The sequence below is a fragment of the Runella aurantiaca genome, assembly GCF_003339505.1.
Classification (GTDB): domain Bacteria; phylum Bacteroidota; class Bacteroidia; order Cytophagales; family Spirosomataceae; genus Runella; species Runella aurantiaca.
Map to the genome: position 1 here is coordinate 504,210 of NZ_QPIW01000002.1, position 18,858 is coordinate 523,067.

At 44.5% G+C, this 18,858-nt stretch carries 13 protein-coding genes; 2 read left to right on the forward strand and 11 right to left on the reverse strand.

Annotation, left to right across the window (positions count from 1 at the left end; translation table 11 throughout):
- Positions 1–46: 46 nt before the first annotated feature.
- The 5 genes from DVG78_RS05220 to DVG78_RS05240 form a co-directional block, all read right to left on the reverse strand.
- Positions 47–1,099 (reverse strand): type II asparaginase, encoded by a 1,053-nt coding sequence (locus DVG78_RS05220; protein WP_114459978.1) that lies wholly within the window; start codon positions 1,097–1,099, stop codon positions 47–49.
- 27 nt (positions 1,100–1,126) lie between these two features.
- Entirely contained in the window at positions 1,127–3,322 is a 2,196-nt protein-coding gene (locus DVG78_RS05225) for a S9 family peptidase (RefSeq protein ID WP_114459979.1), read from the reverse strand.
- Between the two features lie 242 nt (positions 3,323–3,564).
- Entirely contained in the window at positions 3,565–3,930 is a 366-nt protein-coding gene (locus tag DVG78_RS05230; RefSeq protein WP_147276996.1) for a SusR-related protein, read from the reverse strand.
- A 45-nt stretch (positions 3,931–3,975) separates the two neighbouring features.
- The gene (locus DVG78_RS05235; RefSeq protein ID WP_114459981.1) at positions 3,976–4,701 is read right to left on the reverse strand and encodes a hypothetical protein; all 726 of its coding nucleotides are present in this window, start codon (positions 4,699–4,701) and stop codon (positions 3,976–3,978) included.
- Between the two features lie 63 nt (positions 4,702–4,764).
- Positions 4,765–5,922, reverse strand: coding sequence for a DmpA family aminopeptidase (locus DVG78_RS05240; RefSeq protein WP_114459982.1), 1,158 nt, complete (start codon positions 5,920–5,922; stop codon positions 4,765–4,767).
- 285 nt (positions 5,923–6,207) lie between these two features.
- Between DVG78_RS05240 and DVG78_RS05245 the strand changes: the two genes are divergently transcribed.
- The gene (locus DVG78_RS05245) at positions 6,208–7,416 is read left to right on the forward strand and encodes a neutral zinc metallopeptidase (protein ID WP_147276997.1); all 1,209 of its coding nucleotides are present in this window, start codon (positions 6,208–6,210) and stop codon (positions 7,414–7,416) included.
- Positions 7,417–7,861: 445 nt separating this feature from the next.
- Here the strand turns inward: DVG78_RS05245 and DVG78_RS05250 are convergent, their stop codons facing one another.
- Together DVG78_RS05250 and DVG78_RS05255 are read right to left on the reverse strand one after the other, a co-directional pair.
- Positions 7,862–8,305 carry a WG repeat-containing protein gene (locus DVG78_RS05250; protein WP_114459984.1) on the reverse strand — a complete coding sequence of 148 codons (444 nt, stop codon included), beginning with the start codon at positions 8,303–8,305 and terminating at the stop codon, positions 7,862–7,864.
- Between the two features lie 31 nt (positions 8,306–8,336).
- Positions 8,337–8,852 carry a nuclear transport factor 2 family protein gene (locus DVG78_RS05255; RefSeq protein WP_114459985.1) on the reverse strand — a complete coding sequence of 172 codons (516 nt, stop codon included), beginning with the start codon at positions 8,850–8,852 and terminating at the stop codon, positions 8,337–8,339.
- A gap of 84 nt (positions 8,853–8,936) precedes the next feature.
- Here DVG78_RS05255 and DVG78_RS05260 point away from each other — a divergent pair, with 84 nt between their 5' ends.
- Positions 8,937–10,076, forward strand: a complete 1,140-nt coding sequence (locus DVG78_RS05260; protein WP_114459986.1) for an ATP-binding protein — start codon at positions 8,937–8,939, stop codon at positions 10,074–10,076.
- Positions 10,077–10,227: 151 nt separating this feature from the next.
- Here the strand turns inward: DVG78_RS05260 and DVG78_RS05265 are convergent, their stop codons facing one another.
- From DVG78_RS05265 to DVG78_RS05280, 4 genes are all read right to left on the reverse strand, one after another.
- Positions 10,228–11,136, reverse strand: coding sequence for a dioxygenase family protein (locus tag DVG78_RS05265; protein WP_114459987.1), 909 nt, complete (start codon positions 11,134–11,136; stop codon positions 10,228–10,230).
- A 48-nt stretch (positions 11,137–11,184) separates the two neighbouring features.
- A complete protein-coding gene (locus tag DVG78_RS30620; protein ID WP_114460059.1) occupies positions 11,185–11,310 on the reverse strand; it encodes a DUF418 domain-containing protein in 126 nt (41 codons plus the stop codon).
- Positions 11,311–11,348: 38 nt separating this feature from the next.
- Complete coding sequence (locus DVG78_RS05275) at positions 11,349–13,706, reverse strand: zinc-dependent metalloprotease family protein (RefSeq protein WP_114459988.1); 2,358 nt, start codon at positions 13,704–13,706, stop codon at positions 11,349–11,351.
- A gap of 157 nt (positions 13,707–13,863) precedes the next feature.
- Positions 13,864–18,852 carry a LamG-like jellyroll fold domain-containing protein gene (locus tag DVG78_RS05280; protein WP_114459989.1) on the reverse strand — a complete coding sequence of 1,663 codons (4,989 nt, stop codon included), beginning with the start codon at positions 18,850–18,852 and terminating at the stop codon, positions 13,864–13,866.
- Between the last annotated feature and the right edge of the window lie 6 nt (positions 18,853–18,858).

Genomic DNA, 18,858 nt, shown 5'->3' on the forward strand with positions numbered 1-18,858 from the left:
TCTGGACACTGCCTACTGAATACTACTTATGTTCAGCTTTGTTGCTTCAATAATTCAGAAATATTTCCTGTATTTTTTCTCGGTCTTTCGTTCTGGTGAGTGCCAACATCAATAAAATCCGGGCTTTTTGAGGATTATGGTCAAGGGCCGCTACCGTGTTCATTTTAACGTCGTTAAACTCATCTTCGGTGGCAATTGTGGTATTGCCTGAAACTACTCGGGAGGAACGCACGATGATGGTTTTTTTTGACTTTGCCTTTTGAATAGCCTCCTGAACGGCTTGATTGTAATGGCCGTTTCCGACACCGCCAATCACAATGCCGTCTATGTTTTCGTTGAGCAGTGCATTTAAGGGTACAGCAGAGGCATCTACATACATGGAAACAATTTCCACTCTGGGTAAAGTGGAAATTGTACTGAGGTCAAAAAAAGGTTTTGGGCCAGTGGAGATGGGCTGGTTGTGGTAGTTCACCTGACCATCATGTATTTTGCCGATTGGGCCAGTATTGGGTGAATCAAACGCATTGACATCAAGCGTATTGATCTTTGTTACGTTTTTTGCGTCATAAATTCGTTCATTAAAGCTCAGTATCACCCCTTTGCCTTGGCTTTGGGGAGCAGCCGCCACCAAAATAGCATCGTAGAGGTTTTTGGGGCCATCTGTGCTGATGGTGGTCGAAGGACGCATGGAGCCAGTAAGCACCACTGGTTTGGCTGAACCAGTGGTGAGGCTTAAAAAATAGGCGGTTTCTTCCTGCGTATCGGTGCCGTGCGTTATGACAATACCATCCGCTTCATTTTTAGTGACTATTTCATTGATTCGTTTTGCCAATTTCAACCAAATCTCAATCGTGATTTTGTAACTGCCGACAGAGGCTATTTGCTCGCCCTGTACATCTACCAACTTATTGATGGAGGGAATGGCAACCAACAAATCCTGAATGGGTATTTTCCCCGCTTCATAAGCGGCTCGGTCTGGATTGGCCCCTTTTCCGGCAATGGTTCCTCCAGTGGCCAAGATGATTACTTTTGGCTTTTGGGCATTTGCCTTCAAATGAAGCAAACAGAGCGTGAATAGAAGGAAGAACGCATTTTTCATCGTAAAACAGTCACGGGGTTTAGTGGGCTACTCATCATTCTTTTCCTTCGCTCTTGGGTCGGGCGTTATTTTGATCTGATACTCTTTGGGAGGAACTGCCTGCATAAGGTGTTGTATAAAATAGTCCCACCGCTTACGCATCATATAATAAGTGTTGTCTCCGTAGCCGTGGCGCGCATTGGGGAAAATAAGAAAATCAAAGTCTTTGTTGGCTTTAATCAACGCATCCGCCACCAAATAAGAATTGTAAGGAGGAACGTTATCGTCCATGCCGCCATGCACCAGCAATAATTTTCCTTTTAAATTTGGGGCGTATACCTGATTCGCCTGTTGTTCATAGTTAGAAACGCCCATTTCGCCTTTTGTTTCCAATCCGATGTATCGTTCGCCCCAGTCATCTTCGTAGTTTCTGTTTTCATGATTGCCCGATTCCGAAATACCAACTTTAAAGAAATCAGGGTATTTGAACATCGCGGAAGCCGTCGCATATCCTCCTCCGGAATGTCCCCAAATACCGACGCTGTTCAAATTCAAATACGTATATTTTTCGGCCAGTTGTCGTAGTCCCGCTATTTGGTCGGGCAAAGTGTTTTCACCCATATTGCCGTAGCAGGCATCATGAAAAGATTTGGAGCGGTTGGGGTTACAACTGCCTTCCAAAACCACCACCACGAAGCCCAATTCGGCCAACGCCTGATTATCTCTGGTGGCTCCTAAAAAGCTCCACGAGCCCACGCTACCGCCCTGCGGGCCAGGATAGATATACACAATCACAGGGTATTTTTCGGAAGGATTTAGGTTGGAGGGAGTAAACATCTGGCCATACAAATCCCATTTATTGTCGGCTGATTTTACGCTAAAAGGAGTGGGCGGCGTCCAGCCAATGGCTTTTAAACGGGTTATATCGGTCTTCTCTAAGGTAGTAATCAATGCACCTTTTATATCGCGTACTTCGGTCACGGGCGGTACGTTTGATTGTGAATAGGTATCGGTAAAATATTTTCCGTCGGGCGAAAAACTAATCGTGTGGTGGCCATTACCGGGGGTAAGCAACGTTACATTTTTTCCACTGAAATCCACCCGGTATACGTAAGAGAAATAGGGATTTTGTTTGGCTTCTTTTCCTTTCGCTTCAAAATAAATGACCCGTTGCGCAGCATCTATTTTCAGAATACGAGTGACCACAAAATTACCGTCAGTGATTTGGTTTTTAACTTTTCCAGTCGTGGCGTCGTAGAGGTATAAATGCCCCCAATCGGACCTTTCCGAATACCAGATAAGTTCATTGGTCTTCGGCAGAAACTTCCAGTTGACGGCACCCTGTCCAGATTCGTATTGGGTGTTTACTTTTTCCTCAAAAATAGCCTTTACCTCCCCGGTTTCGGCATTGGCAATTTGTAGTCTAGCCTGTTTGTGATCTCGGCTCGTGGATACAAAAGCCAGTTGCTTGCCGTCATCGCTCCAGTCCGCATCATCCATTTCGCCATTGTGCGATATATCATCGCCCCGGGTGCTGCGTCGGTCGTCGGCATTTAAGGCCAGGCGAATCACCTTGGGCGAGTCGGTCACTTCAATAATGACTCGATGAATTTTGATGACGGCCGAGTCGGTCGGCAAGGGATATTTCCATTCTTCCAATTCGGGCGCTCCCACCGTTGTTTTTACCAAATACATATTTTTGGTATGTCGTTGGTCTTGCTGATAAGTGGCAATTTTTTTAGAATCAGGCGACCATTTTACAATGGCTTTGGCCGAATGTCGCCAGCCGGCATTATCGGTGGCGTAGCCAAAATCCTTGACGCCATCGGTGGTGAGGGCCGTTTCTTTGCCGGTACTTAGGTCTTTTGCCCACAAATTCCAATTGCGGATAAAGACAACCTTTTTGCCGTCAGGCGACAGCGATTCTATGTTGGAAATTTTGGGCGGAGTGGGCGCGGCAGCTGTGCCTTCCAACAATTCTTTTTTTGAATTTGCCGTACTTTTTTTGCCATCAGCGGGATTGTATAACACGTATTTTGATTCATTGGCCGTCAAAATACGGTACCAAAGTCGGCCATCGGACAACCACTGCGGCTGTATCTGATTGTCAATATACTTGGTTGCATTGGGGATGAGCATAGTGGCGGCACGATCGTAATCGGCCGCTGTAAAAGTCTTTTGGGCTTGAGCATTGGCTGAAATCGTAAAAAACAACAGCCACGCGATGAGATATTTTTTTTGCATCAAAAAAGAATTTTAAGACTTAAAAATGGATAAATATGCGTTGAAAAATGGGAGGACAGAATTCTATGCATTTTACAAAAACAAAGAAAACAATACTAATTGATGGTAGGAAAAGAAAGTGAGTATTTTAGGGGGGTACTATTCTAAAGCCAAGAAGCATTGGGAAAGTGTAACAATACCCTTCGTTTAAAGAGGGAGCTTCATAGTAAACGTCGTTCCTTCTCCCTCCACACTCTCCACCTCTATGGTCCGGTTTCTCCTAACAAATTATTTTCCTTCGCCATTTGGAGCGCCTTGAATTGCATAGCCAATGATTTAGGAATATTTCCTAAATCAAGCATTACACGCCCATAATTAGTGGTATTACGAATCATGCCTTTTGGAAATTTGATTTTCTCAGCCAATGCCATTCTTTTTTCTCCAAAAAATACGGCAGAGTCGGGTTTTGAGGGGCGGTAACCATTACATAATTGTGCCATGATCAGCACACGGCTTGTATCTGTTTTGGCAATCGCCAATTCGTATTTTAAGCTGTCTATTCTTTGTCGGTTTTGGGCAAAGCCAAAACTACTTATGAGGGCGAGAAGGAAGGCCAGGGTTTTCATCATCCATTGGTTTTGAGAGATAATTTAATAGTAAATTCCGACCCCTCATTAAACCGCATGAAACCACTCACAGAATGATTGCCAGAAAGGGTATTTATAAAAGTTAAGTACTGAAAAATGGTAGAATAGTAAGACAAGCAGGGCAAGGGGAAAGACATTCCACCGTTTATTAGAACGTACATCCCAAATACATAAACCCAGCAGCATCAGGTCGGCCATTAGAAACCCGATGACGGGAACAACGGGCATTCTGTCAATGGTGGGTACATAGGCAATTAACGAAGGAATGTAATTGCCAATAATACGGTCGGTGATGGGCGTAAACATCGGAAACGCCGTACAAATCATGTAGCGGGCGTGGATGTTGGCTTTGCGTTTATGATAAATGGCCAATCCATAAAAAATCAAATATGCGATTAACGCATTGACCACCAACGCCACAAAAAAATAACCTGTGCTTCCAAGCTGTTCAAACTTTGATAAACTGTATTTGAGTAAGTCCAGGGTGGTAAGTACCAATATCGGTACCAGCAGATACGAGAATTTTCCGAGTGTTCTATGAAGTCGCACTTTTTTAGTCCGTATCAAATACGGCTGAATGATCAGTATAACAAGCCACAGGATAAGGGCCATGCCGTGGGTGTGCATACGGTAGTTTTCTTGGTCAAAAATTCTGGTAAAATAGGAGTTCCAGAAACCCACAATCGCACACAAAAAGAAGACGATAAAGAAAATAATGATGTAGCGGTAATTAATGGATTGGGTTGGTTTCATTGTTCGTGATTTTTAAGATTTAGGCATCATAATCCATTGCATAAATCTCGACCAGAAGTTAATTTATTTTACTCTGTTATACTTTTTCAATACATCAATCACCTTTTTATGTGGCAGGGCATAGGCTTTATTGCCGTTGATACCTTCCATTGTTTCGGCGGCCACCATGGCGTTGATGATGGCTTCTTCGGTAGCCTGCACAGTGGCTTCAAATAAAGGATTGATTAAATCGTTGGGCAATTGGTCTACTTTTGTGAAAATCTCACGCTGAAATGCTGCGGGATTGGCGGTCGAAAACGCAATAAAAATATCGCCCGAGCCATTTTCACCCCGACCGCCCACTTTGCCTACGCCAATAGGAACCCGCGCCGAGATTCTTTTTAACTGATGCGGCAGCAGTGGCGCATCAGTTGCCACCACAACAATGATGGAGCCATCGCCGGGTTGGTAGGAAGGAGGAGCTTTGAACTGGTAGTTTAAAGTATCTTTCAACTCCTGTCCTACGGATACGCCTGCAATGGTGAAGTTTTTTTTGTCACCAAAGTTGGATTGAACCAATACGCCTACCGTATAGGTGGAGTCTTTAATTTTGACAATTCTGGAAGAGCTACCCGTTCCTCCTTTAAAACCCAGACACATCATACCCGTACCACCGCCTACATTGCCTTCTTGTATTACGCCTGACTTGGCGGTATTTAAAGCTTCGAAGGCATGTTTTTCTTCGACATGAAATCCATAAATATCATTTAAAAAGCCGTCGTAAGTCTCGGCTACGACGGGATAGGTGTACCAAAAATCTTCTTTATACCAACCCGTTTTTACATACCATTTCAAGACAGCATCTCGTACTACACCCACGCTATTCGTGTTGGTTATCATTATCGGTCCTTCTAAAAAACCTGATTCGGTGATCCAAGTAGTACCGGTCATTTCACCGTTGCCATTCAATGAATACCAGTTGGCAAATACGGGTTTATTGTTTCTTCCTCTTGGCAATATAGCCGTAACGCCCGTTCTGACAGGTCCTCTGCCGCGTATATTTTTACCTTGACCAGAAATAATGGTGCTATAGCCCACTTCCACGCCTTTTACATCCGTGATGGCATTGAATTTTCCCGTTGTACCTTCAAAAGGAATTCCGATTTCTCTGGCGCGGGGTTGTTGGGCGTAGCTGAAGTATTGACTCAATAAGGAGACCATAAAGAACAAAATGATTTTCATGATTTATGATTAGATAAATATAGTAGGACGGGTTAGTTGTTATTGGACTTTTGGCACAAAACAATTCAAGAATCTGACACATAAAAAACCAAGCCTCTTGGTTGGCTCCAGCAACTGCTTTGCGTTTGTTGAAAGTAAAAAACGGTTTGCGAATATTTATCCCTTTGTGGTTATTATGTATCCATATGTTTTATTTGTCACTTTAAAATGCTTAAATAAAATCAAGAAGACGATTATAATGTTTTTTTGGTATATTAGCAAATCATAAACCTTTACTACAAACACATGAAAAAGCTACTAGTACTTTCAATGGTCTCGCTCTTTTTATTGGCAGGATGCGAAAGAGAATCCTCCTTAAATGTTACTGAAAACAACACTACGCAGGAAGCTAATTTATCATTGGCAAAAGAAAGATTAAATGCCTTAATTAAAGAAGGCAAATTGGTTCCTAAGTTTGGTTCGGCTTTAGCAAAAACGGCCCCCGGAGCTTCAAATGCGCGGGCTGGAGTTCAATCATCTATTTGGTCAAAAACCGCTGATTATACTTATTACCAATCTTTGGTACAAAGGGCAATTAATCCTGATGACTATGAGTGCGGACCGACCGAAATTGATGGATATATTCCACCGCTTATTGTGGGTTGGACAAGTAGTGATTTTTTCTTTTACAATAACTTCGGTGATTTTGCTTTTTTGGAAGCGTATTTTCTAGACAATACCGATGGTGGAGATTCTTTTGGTACGAATGGTCAATTTACCAACGTGACCAACCGTGTTTTTAAAGATTTAAAGCGATTCTGGAACATACCCACTGATATTCAGATTGCGGACGCCCACGGAACCATTTATAACAATGTGCCTCTGGTAGTAGCGATGATTAAGGAATTTTTTACGTATGGTGGAGGGCCTGTTCCTGACGATATCGCCTTAGATTTAGCATTGACATTGCAAGCGGTATTTGGCTCCCCTAAATTTCATTATTTTAACAATCCTTTGTTGACGTTTAATGCCTTTGCTTCGACTGCTGAGCCGGCTTACGGTCTTCCCAAAAAAATTGTAATGGGCGATGGTATTCAACAGGCGTATGCTGATCTGGGCTACAGCGATGTGGCCACACAGGCCATATTGGCTCACGAGTATGGCCACCATGTGCAGTTTGCTCAAAATGTGGATTTTGGCAATAGTCCTGAAGGTACCAGAAGAACGGAATTAATGGCCGATGCCTTCGCTGCTTATTTTCTCACCCACAAACGTGGAGCTGCTTTAAATTGGCAAAGAGTTCAAGAATTTTTGGGTGTTTTTTATTCAATAGGAGACTGTGCATTTGACAATGATGGACATCATGGTACGCCAAATCAAAGAATGAAAGCGGCTGAATTTGGGTATGAACTTGCCAATCAGGCCCAAAAACAAGGCCAGATATTAACAAGTGAAGCGTTTATTGCTCTATTTGATGCCGAACTACCCGCTCTTGTTGCACCTGATGCCGATTAATTAATCCTTCTATCCTTCAGAGTAGATTCCTAAATCTGCTCTGAAGGATAATTAATATAGACACTATTTCGATGATTTAATTATCGTATCTGCCAACCTTAGAAGTTAAAGGGAGTTTAATAAAACACATCCGCCCAAAACCTCCCAAAAGCCAACCAAGCCGCTGAATTGCGGGCGTTATACATAAAAACAAAGAAAAAAAATACCAAAGTAACTATGGCATCGGGTTTCCAATCTTTCTTTTTTTAGATGTCATACACCCATAAAATAGCTGCAATACCGACACTCATGTACATTTCGTACATCACTTCCGATGCAAAATATTCATAAAATACTCTGCATTATGCCCAAAATGAATGATTTTGGTATTGATGACTTCTAGCTGGTTGATTCCTTTTTCGGTTGACATTTATTCGTATTTATTGTTATCACCCTTTTAAAACGGCTATTTTTTTGCCCCACTTTTATCCACGTATTCCCAGGCATCGCTCACCCAGCTACGGTTTTCGCCCTCTTTGACGGTTTGGCATTGGTTACTTACTTTGGCTTTGCCGTTTTCAAATGGATAGGCGCAGTCAAACTGCGGCTCAATGACAATGGCGTAGGTATTGGCGTCTGCATAGCCAATTTTGCCGTTTTTTACCACCCTTATCAACCCCTCCGACGGGTAATCGGGGCCGTTGTCGTAAATGAATACTGCGTAGAGGGCCATTTTTTTATTGTCCATGATGACCCATTTGCCATCGTTGATTTGGGTCATAGTTAGTAGAGTAGCAGCAGCAGCCTTGGTCTGTTTTTCCTTGTTATCGGTGGTTGAAGTACAAGCGGCACCCGTGAGTAATACCCCAACAAGGAGCAGTAATAGGGTTTGGTGAGGGGTGTTTTTCATAAATTGATTTATTATTTTGAAAAGGAAATGATTACTTCAAAGCATCCCATTCTTCTCGGGTAGCTTTGGCTTTCTGGTATTCCATCAAACATAGCCACTTGCCATCACGCTTTACCAGCAATGCTTCTAAATGTGTATAACTCTCGGCAATGAGCTTGCCCGTGCTATCGTGGGAGGTGAAATAGAAAATCCCTGTTTCGTGTGCCGTAGTTTCGCCACCTATTCTTTGTGAAAAACGAAACGAGACATTGTCCATCTGCTTACCCTGTTTGGTATTCGTAAAACCTTGCTTCCAGCGGGCCAATGCCTCGGTCATTGGATAGGATTGTTTATTTTTTCCTGTGGTCGTTACCAAGACGGCATTTGGGTGGCAAGTAGCTTTGTAACCTTCAAAATCACCTTCTTTTACCGTTCGGGATATTTCCTTCCAATAACTCTTGTCTATTTCGGCTATTCGCAGAGCGTCTGTATTAGATTGGCTTAGCACTTTTGTGGTTGCTGCACAGGCAAGAAGCAGGGTTGCCAGAAAAAGGATGTTTTTTTTCATTATTAATATAGGTTAAAAGTAATTGATTTATTGCATTACTAAGTTGTAATACATAAATTTATGATAAATTTTATGTATTACAGTATGAAAATTAACAGAACTATTCGACACCAAGTTGAAAACAGAATGGTCCCTGGCAAAGTAGTCGTACTTTTAGGGCCTCGACAAGTAGGTAAAACCACCTTGCTCAAAGAGGTTCTTGCCAAAGAGTCCGCTCCGTTTCTATTCGTTTCTGGCGAAGACCGAGCCGTTCAAACTTGGCTGGGTAGTCAAAGCATCGAAACACTTCGGCAAAACATCGGCAAACACCAACTACTTGTGGTGGACGAAGCCCAACATGTACCCAATATCGGTTTGAATCTCAAACTGCTCATTGACCATCTTCCACACCTTCGGATTTTGGCAACGGGTTCTTCTTCCTTCGACCTCTCAAATCAGACTGGCGAACCCTTAGTCGGACGGAAATGGGAGTTTGAATTGTACCCAATCGCTCAACTCGAACTTGCCGCTACCGAAGCACCCTTTCAGACCGAAGAATTGCTATCGCAACGCCTCATTTATGGCAGCTACCCCGAAATCATCACGACTGTTGGGCTTTCGGACAAGCGAGAACTACTCAACGGCATTGTCAATGGCTACCTTTACAAAGACCTGTTGATGTTTGAAGAAATCAGGAAGTCCAAAAAAATTGTTGAAATCCTGAGCCTCTTGGCATTTCAAATCGGAAGCCTCGTATCAGTGCATGAACTCAGCCAAGCGACGGGGATGAATACCCGCACGATGGAAAAATACCTCGATTTATTGGAAAAAGTCTTTGTCATCAAGCGGCTTGGTGGTTATTCAAGAAACCTGCGAAAAGAAATATCCAAAGGCTCGAAATACTATTTTTGGGACAATGGTATCCGCAACGCCATCATCAATAATTTCAATGAACTCAACTTGCGGAACGATGTCGGTGCTTTGTGGGAAAACTACCTCATCATAGAGCGACTCAAAAAACAAGGCTACACGAAACTGTTTTCTAATAACTACTTTTGGCGTACCTACGACCAAAAAGAGGTAGATTTCGTAGAGGAGCGAGACGGGCGACTCTACGGATTTGAGTTCAAATGGACTTCCAAATCAAGCCTAAAACCACCTTCGCTTTGGCTCGAAACCTACCCAGAGGCCACTTTTGAGGTTATTCATCCTGCTAACTACCTTTCGTTTATTGCAGGTTTATGAGTGTTTTTTTGTTCGAGTGTTATGAGGTGGAAACACCAGACAATTTAGTAATAGACATCAAACTTACCCATTTGTAGCTTTTTCGGATGCAATAAAAGGTTGTAGTTTTTTGTGGTAGTATCGGGCGTGGGCGACCCGATAGTTCTCTCCGTCACTTCCCTTTTACCGATACGGTTGTCTCCATTTCTCCTTTCTCATTGGTAAAATTTTCCATCATTTTTATGGCACCAGAAGGCATAACTTCAAAAGCAAAAGAGAGTTGATACTTGGGTGGCACCCCCGATATCGTGAAAGTGTTGTTGGTGATGTATTCTAAATTCATCCCGAAAGGCATACCATTTGCTTTATCGCCTTTTATCCATAATTGTTTGTCTTTTTTGATAAGTTCGGTTTTTTTATTTGCATCTTTTTCATTCACATAAATGCCAATCAAACGGTCAAGTGCCGCAGGTTCTGCGGCGAGTTTTTTAGCCATACTGACGTCAAAAGATACTTTTTTGCTTCCATCTTTCAGATTTTGGACTTCCAGAATCCTTCTTTTGGCGGTTGGAGAAGCCGAACTACTATCCTTTTCAAGCCAAGGGTCGCCCGTGAAATAAAGTTGTGTCACCAATGGCTGATAGCCTTCGGCAGAAATCATCATGTGAAAATGCGCTGGTCGGTAGTTGTTGCCCTCACCGTAAGGAACTGGCAAAATGGTTTTGAAAGAGTAATTACCTCCATTATCGGAATAGAGCGTACCTCGATATTTAAAATCAGCCGATTCGTTGTCATATACGCCGTTGCCGTTGCAATGCCAAAGTTCTATTTTGGCGTTTTTGTAAGGTGTGATGCAATCGTCGTGTTTGATTTTGCCAAATAATTCAATCGGGGCGCCTTTTTCGCCTTTAATGACGAGGCTGCTCCGAATTGGGCTGTCGGGACGGTAAAATGGGCCTAAAATATCGGAGGTTGTTTCGCAGTCGCCCACGTAGCGGTCGTCTTCTAAACGTACAAAGCCAGTAGTCGATACCGCAATGGCTGATAAAGCCGAGGTTTTCAAAAATGTTCTTCTTTTCATTGTTGTTAAGTGTTTTATTGTAAAAAATGGAAAAATTTTGAGAGATTTTTACCTTTTAAACGGCTGCAATTTCCAATACGTCAAACTCCGCCAGAGCCATTCCACAGGGCCATAATTAAAATTTTCTACCGGTTTGAACAGTTCCTGTTGAATTGACCAAGAACACAGTCTGATTCAAATCACTCGAAATTGGGGTTGTGTTCATTACTTGGTCAATCCATTTTACGAATTCCGATTCCTGCAAATGACATTTCTGTACTTGCCAAATTTGAGGTTACGGTGATATTTATGGTTCCACTCGGCGATGAAGTAATTATCTTACCAAAGGTTGGCAGAGGTTTGGGTGAAGAAACCTGATCATTAACCAACAAAATATTTGAACTGGCATTTTGAGTAAATGAAACTGGATTCCCGCTCCCTTCAATCGTTACGCTTTGATTCATAGGACCGAAAACTCCCACTCCAAAAACAAATACAACATATTTTGTATTCGCCTGCAATCCGCTCCAATTAAAAGTAGCAGTTCCTCTTGCATAAGTTACTCCTGTAAGACCTGAAAGCGACCGGGCATGTTGGGGTAAACTAAAAGTACTCGATGTAAAACCACAACCGCCAATCCCACAATTAGTGGCATTCATAGAGAGGTCAATACCTGTCGGAGTACCGTCATCCAAAGGGATATTTGTCAGTGACTGGTTTCGTATGTCGGAAATTCTGACCCAATTGGTAGGTGAAGTTGTCGAACTTGTTGCATCAAAATCAATCCCGATGATAGGTGGAATTTGTGCATCTGCCACACTCACTGAAACTGGTTGCCCGTTCATTCCGAGCGGATAATTTACTAAATCATCACTTGCAGAAATAGAATGTTGAATTAGTCCACTATGCGTTCCTTCAGAACGATTGTCAGATTTGCCTCTTACAATGATGGTTCGAGGGGTTGTATTGTTTAAAACAATGGTTCGACTTGAACTGAAATTTGTACCATCCAAACTGATTTCTGTTTGATTATCAGCCGTAAGATTTAGTAAAACCGCACCCGAGGGGGTTGTGAGAAGCCTCACTGAATAGGTATCGGTTTGTCCGTTTTCGCTGACTAAAGTATTTTCAGCGGTAACAGAAATGCCAATTCCGGCGATACTTGTATTTGGGGTAATCGTAAAATTAGAACTGTTGATGGCGAAAAAATAATTATCAACCGCTTGAACCTTAATTCTGGCTTGAGTGGTATTGATATTTGGCATTGTTACGACCTGAGAGCCATCATTTGCTGTACTATTTGTTATGACTATCGGGTAGGTAAAACCACCATCAGTAGAAAGGCTGATTTTTACGTTAGAAGCATTTATGGGGGCTAAATTTGTTCCGTTTACATTCCAAGTGATGGCTTGATTAGTCCCACCGGTATAAGTAACCGCGGTATTTTGACTGGTTATGGTAAAAGGGCCTCCATTGTTCACAACAGTAATTCTTATATCATCTGAGTGGGTACCGCTTTGATTTACCATCGTACCGTTATAATTAAATTGATGACTATCGTTTACCGTTAATCTAAAATTCAAATCCCTTGCCAAAGTAGGCATATCCTCTTCAGTAGTAGAGAAGGTGTTGGCGATTATGCTGCTTATTTTGGGATACGTTCTCGAAGGAACTAAAGACGGCACTAATCTCGAAAACAATGCTCCTTGCGTTTTTTTCGGTGCGGGTAAGTTTTGCATGGTACTGCCATCTAATTGATCCCACACGTAAGTTAAAACATCCCCAACATCAGGATCAGAAGCAGTGGCAAAAAGGGTAAAAGGGGTATTGACAGGAATCGCTCGGTCCGGGCCTGCATTCACGGTCGGTACGGTATTTCCGGTTGGTATGTTTTTACCTACGGTCGGTACCGTATTCAATAAATACTTGGCTAACTGATGATAAGAATTAGAATGTGCATACGGGTCGGTGTTTCCGCCATGAACAGACCTACCTGCATTTTCTGGTTCATAGTTTGTTGAATTTCCGTTATTGATTGTATGTGCCTGCGAAAACTGATGCCCGATTTCATGCCGCGAAACAGGAATATCAAACCCACTAGAATAGCCTGCTTTAAACCATCCCGCGCATCCTCCCCCATAACTACTGCTGAGAATAACATGACTTATGTCGTAATTGGCAGCACCGATGGCATTATCAATAACTGATTCCTGATTATTTAAGATATTTGCGGCATTGATACATCCTCCTCCCCACATAGGTGGCCACGGGTCTGTTGCGGCTTTGGGATAGATGATTGACAATAAGAGATTATCAGGCACAAGTTCGAAGCGAACACTGTATTCTCTTCCGTACATATTATTAATTTCCGCAATCCAAAGTTTCATTATACGTAAAACTTCTGCTTTTTTTTCGGTATCATTTGCCCCCGGCACTGATTGGGTAAATTCTCCGTTGACAGAAACGGCCAATCTTAGTACACGTAAGCTACTGCCTCTTGCTAAATTTGTTCCAATGAACGGAGAAGGGACATTTTGAGCAGTGAGAAACAACGGAATGAGGAGCAATAAAAACGTAAGTTTGATTTTCATAGATGGGATGTACGGAACGCTGTACCGTTTGGGGTTAAGAGATAAAATTGGATTGGGAGAAACAATAAGCTGGACCAACCCACAAATCCTAAAATCAATCAAAGGCGAAAAGCACTGAAAACTGTGTGGGGGTGGCGGGTTTATTTACCGAAGGGAATCAATTACACCCGCCGACCGCCGCAGAAAACACCGCCCCGTTGTCGGCCCTGAACCCATTGGTTAGCTCAATAGATTTGGCGCGGTAAGTCACGTTGGCCGTGCCCGTTATTTTGTTAGTCGCCGTTATTTTTCCGTTGACGCTCGACGCCGTTTTTAGAATCGCCCCCGTAGCGTAATCATCGGCGGGGCTGGCGAGGGTGACGGCGGCGGCGTTGGAGCCTACGCTTACCACGACACTTGCCGAACTGACACAACCGTAGCCGTTGGTCATGGTGGCCGTGTAAGTATCCGTCGTGGTGGCTACAATGGCGGGTGAAGTGGCTCCGCTCGGCGACCACTGTACTGCATTTAAAGGAGAGACGGTTTGCCAAGTGAGACCGTTTACAAATGTTCCGGTATTGCCATTACTGGTGGCGTCTGCGGTCGTGTTACCGGTGCCTTCGTCAAATTTGTAATAGGCCACCAATCCGGCACTGTTGCCGGGTATGGTATTGGTCATGTTATTGAAAATTTGAGCTTGGGTTCTCACCACATTCCATATCCGAAGTTCGTCCATAGTGCCGTTGAAATGATTACACTGGCAAGAAGTAGGTTGCTGTCGGCCAATGTTCAAGGGCTGATTATCTTGTAAAATCGTAGTGGTTGCTGTTCCGGAGGCGACTCCGTTGATGAAAAAGGTCAGCGCACCGGCATTGAACGTAATGGCTACGTGTGTCCAAGTGTTTTCGGGCACTATACCCGTTGAATATTTCCACGTGCCTGTACTTAACTCGTAGAAACCCAATTTATTTCCATTCCCATTGGCATTCAACGACCATAAATAGTTGTAATTTCCTTTATCTACAATGGTTGAATTAATGCCTGAATAATTGACCCAAGCTTCCATCGTAAAACTGGTGGTCAGGTTTAAGCTGGTGCTGTGCGGAACGGTAACGTATTGGCTATTGGTTTTTGCAAAACGTAGCGCCCTGTTAGGGCCTGTTGCGTTTAGTGGGGAAGCTACTTGCCAAGTGGGACCGTTTACAAATGTTCCGGTATTGCCGTTACTGGTGGCATCTGCGGTCGTGTTACCGGTGCCTTCGTCAAATTTGTAATAGGCCACCAATCCGGCACTGTTGCCGGGTATGGTATTGGTCATGTTATTGAAAATTTGAGCTTGGGTTCTCACCACATTCCATATCCGAAGTTCGTCCATAGTGCCGTTGAAATGATTACACTGGCAAGAAGTAGGTTGCTGTCGGCCAATGTTCAAGGGCTGATTATCTTGTAAAATCGTAGTGGTTGCTGTTCCGGAGGCGACTCCGTTGATGAAAAAGGTCAGCGCACCGGCATTGAACGTAATGGCTACGTGTGTCCAAGTGTTTTCGGGCACTATACCCGTTGAATATTTCCACGTGCCTGTACTTAACTCGTAGAAACCCAATTTATTTCCATTCCCATTGGCATTCAACGACCATAAATAGTTGTAATTTCCTTTATCTACAATGGTCGAATTAATGCCTGAATAGTTGACCCAAGCTTCCATCGTAAAACTGGTGGTCAGGTTTAAGCTGGTACTGTGCGGAACGGTAACGTATTGGCTATTGGTTTTTACAAAATTCAGCGCATTGTTAGGGCCTACATTTGAATTGAGGGTAACTGAACCACCACTACAAAAGGCCGTCGGTCCGCTGGCGGTGACGGTGGGGGCGGCGGGTTTGGGATTGACCGTTACCGTAAAATCAGTAAAAGGACTTTGACAGCCTTCTTGGGTTTCAACGCGGACTTTGTAGGCCGTTGTCGCTGTTAGATTGGGCAAGGTTAAGGTTGAGCCAACGTTCACCACATTCGTCCCCGTCGCATCAAACCACCGCACCGTATTACCGGGAGAATTGACCGTTATTGAGGTACTTTCGTTGGAACAGACTGCGGTATTTACCACAACAGGCGCCGCGGGTGTGGACGAGGCATTTATCGTCACTTCACCCGTTTTGTATTCGCCGTCGGTATTTCTTACGACGACGTAATACGTGGTTGTGCCGACGGGCGGCGTGACGGTGGCGTTACTCAACGCTTCGGCATCGTAGGTACTGAGGTCGCTACCACCAATGCGGCTCTGTCCCCACGACCGCGCCGAACCATCGTTGTAAAGCGTTAAAACGGTGGACAAAATGCCCGTTATACTGAGGGGTGTTGCCGTGGTTGTCGGCGGCACGTCAGTTGCTGCGCCATCGCCCCAAACGACGGTTGAGCCATTTGTAAGTAGCGCGTAGCTTGTATTCCAACCCGCAAGCACTTGTTTGACAGGCGCGGCAAAAGTTGGTATGTTTATTTCGCCGTAACGGTTGTAGCCCCAACCTTGCACTTGTCCGTTACTCAAAAGGGCTAAACCGTGGTACAATCCGATTGAAACCGCCGAAACTGGTGCGGCAAAAGTCGGCGGCTCGTTGAGGGCTGGGAAAATACTTGGCGAGGGAGAGGGTGCGCCCCAAACTTTTACCGTTCCATCAACGGACAGCGCGGCGTTGTTTTCGCTTGTCGAATTTAAGTCTTTGATGCGACTTGGGAAAGCGGGAAAATTCAATTGTCCTCGACTGTTATTGCCCCAACCAACAAGCGAACCATTCATCAACAAAGCTAAACTGTTGTTGAGACCCGCGCTTAGTTTAATCGGAGGCGCGGCAAACGTTGGTATGTTGATTTGGCCGTTACCATTGTCACCCCACCCAACGACCGAGCCGTTGGTCAACAACGCTAGACCGTAGTTGCCATTGGCCGCAATTTGTTTAATGGGCCCGGCGAACACCGGAAAAGTTAACTTCCCATAAGCGTTATCGCCCCAACCCGTGAGCGTTCCGTTACTCAATAAAACGAAGTGAAAATTATAACCCGATGTCCCTTGAACGGCTTGCGGTTTTTTTGACCACACAACTGAACTGCCACCCGAAGTCGTGATAAGGCTGTTGAGATTGACCGAACCGCCGCATACAGTGAGGCTGCTTGTGTTAACCGTTAAGGAAGGCAACGTCCCAACCACAATATTGCTCGTACTCGCCGTGCAACCGTTGGCATCGGTTACGGTAAGGGCATACGTTCCCGCTGCAAGGCCCGTGAACACACCCGCGTAAGGTTGCGTCCCGACATTAGGTAAAATCGAAGCCGTGTAAGGTTTTGACCCACTGATGCCACTAACGATAATCTGACCGTCTGAAACACCTGAATTGGCCTTTGATACTGAGGGGGCGTCTATACTAAAAGGTGGTTGCGCGGTAAGCGTTGCGCTGAAAGTGACCGAGCAGGTGCCGTTCGTCGTGGGTGTGGCGGTGAAATTATACGTTCCCGCGGGTAGGTTATTGAACGTTCCTGATGGACTTTGTGTACCGACATTGGGCGAAATATTGTAGTTAAACGTGTTGGAATTGCCAATCGGTGTGGCGACAATGCGCCCTATATTACCAGGGCAATTGGTGATTTGAGACGCAGTTGAAAAGGCAAACGGCGTGCTAATCGTCAAATTTTTTGAGACCGTACAGCCGTTTGCATCGGTTGCCGTGAAGGTGTAAGTACCCGACGTTAAGCCCGTAAACGTCCCCGAAACGGCTTGGTTGCCCACATCTGGCGATACCGAAAACGTTTTACCGCCAGTTCCACCCGTTGAAGTCACCACCACTTCAAGCCCGTTGCAAGTGCCTGTCGTATTGGTTGGTGTGCCGATTGTGATGTCTAACCGGTTGGTATAGATGCAGAAATTCACTCTGTTTCTAATCAAATTACCAGGCAAAGTCCCAAATCCGTTAGCGGGGTTTATACCCGCCGCCGCCAAATGACAATAACTCATCACTGTACCGCCGTTAACGGGTGCAGGTCCACGCGGACAGCCGCCTTCGGTGGCACTACAATTGTCAATGGCACCCCCCGGCCAGGTGCAACTGTGCGTATGCCGCGAGCCGAAGTTATGCCCGATTTCGTGCGTAATGACATTCACATTCCACGAATACGTGGGGACATTGACAACTGTTGAAGTGATACTGCCACTTATGGCGGCGCCTTTATTGCACAAACTCTCGAAGCCGTCGGCAATGCCACCGCCCAAATCACGGGCAGAAATCAGGTGCGCCAAATCGCCCGTGTAAGCCGTGCCGACCTGCGCGACAAAAAGGTTGAGGAAGGTTTGGGTATTGTTTGCTGAAACGTAAGGGTCGGTGGTGTCCCAGATTTTGAGTTGGGAGATTTGAACCGGGATGTTTTCGTTGGCGTACATCACCGCGACTTGTCCAAATAGAGCGTTGACAAAATTGGTCGCCGTGGTCATATTCGAGCCTTGCGCGGTGAAAATGCTGTTGTCGGCCTCAAAATAGATTTGAACGGGACGCGCCGAGCAACCCGAATTGGTCGAACTCGGCGCAACCATCGCTTGGTCAATCAGATTGGTCACGTCCTCTTTTACGTTGCAATTGAATATCGGTTTCTCTACTAATTCGTTGTCATTATAAAAAATGTAATTCGACTCGTTCTTCAATTTGGCCAGTACGTAAGTTCCTTTCTGGTTAGCAATGAAGCCGCTCAATTCGCCATTTATCAACGCCAACGATGCAATGGAGTTATCGTCGCCTTTAATGATGCCTTTATAAAAAATCCCTCTGTCAACGCTAACCGTTTGGTTTTGGGCATCCATGACTTTGTACGATTCGCCAAAAATTTCCATTGGAATGAGTTCCAGCGTCAGGGTATTCTTGGCTGAGATAGGTATGGAAAATTCCATAAAAGATGGATTCTCCCGCGCGAGTTGAGCCAAAACGGTTTCACTGGCCGCAAACTGCACGGCGGTATGGTTGGCTACAAAGGGCTGGTTAGCAAGCACCGACAGCGTCGTTGCCGTATTGAAAGCCTGTACCGTTCGGGGTTGGGCACTTCTCCGCGCCGCGATTACGTCTTTCAACACTTGTTTCTGAGCGAATAGACTCGACGAGACGAGGCATAGACAGAGGAGTATGGAAAACTTTTTCATAAGAAC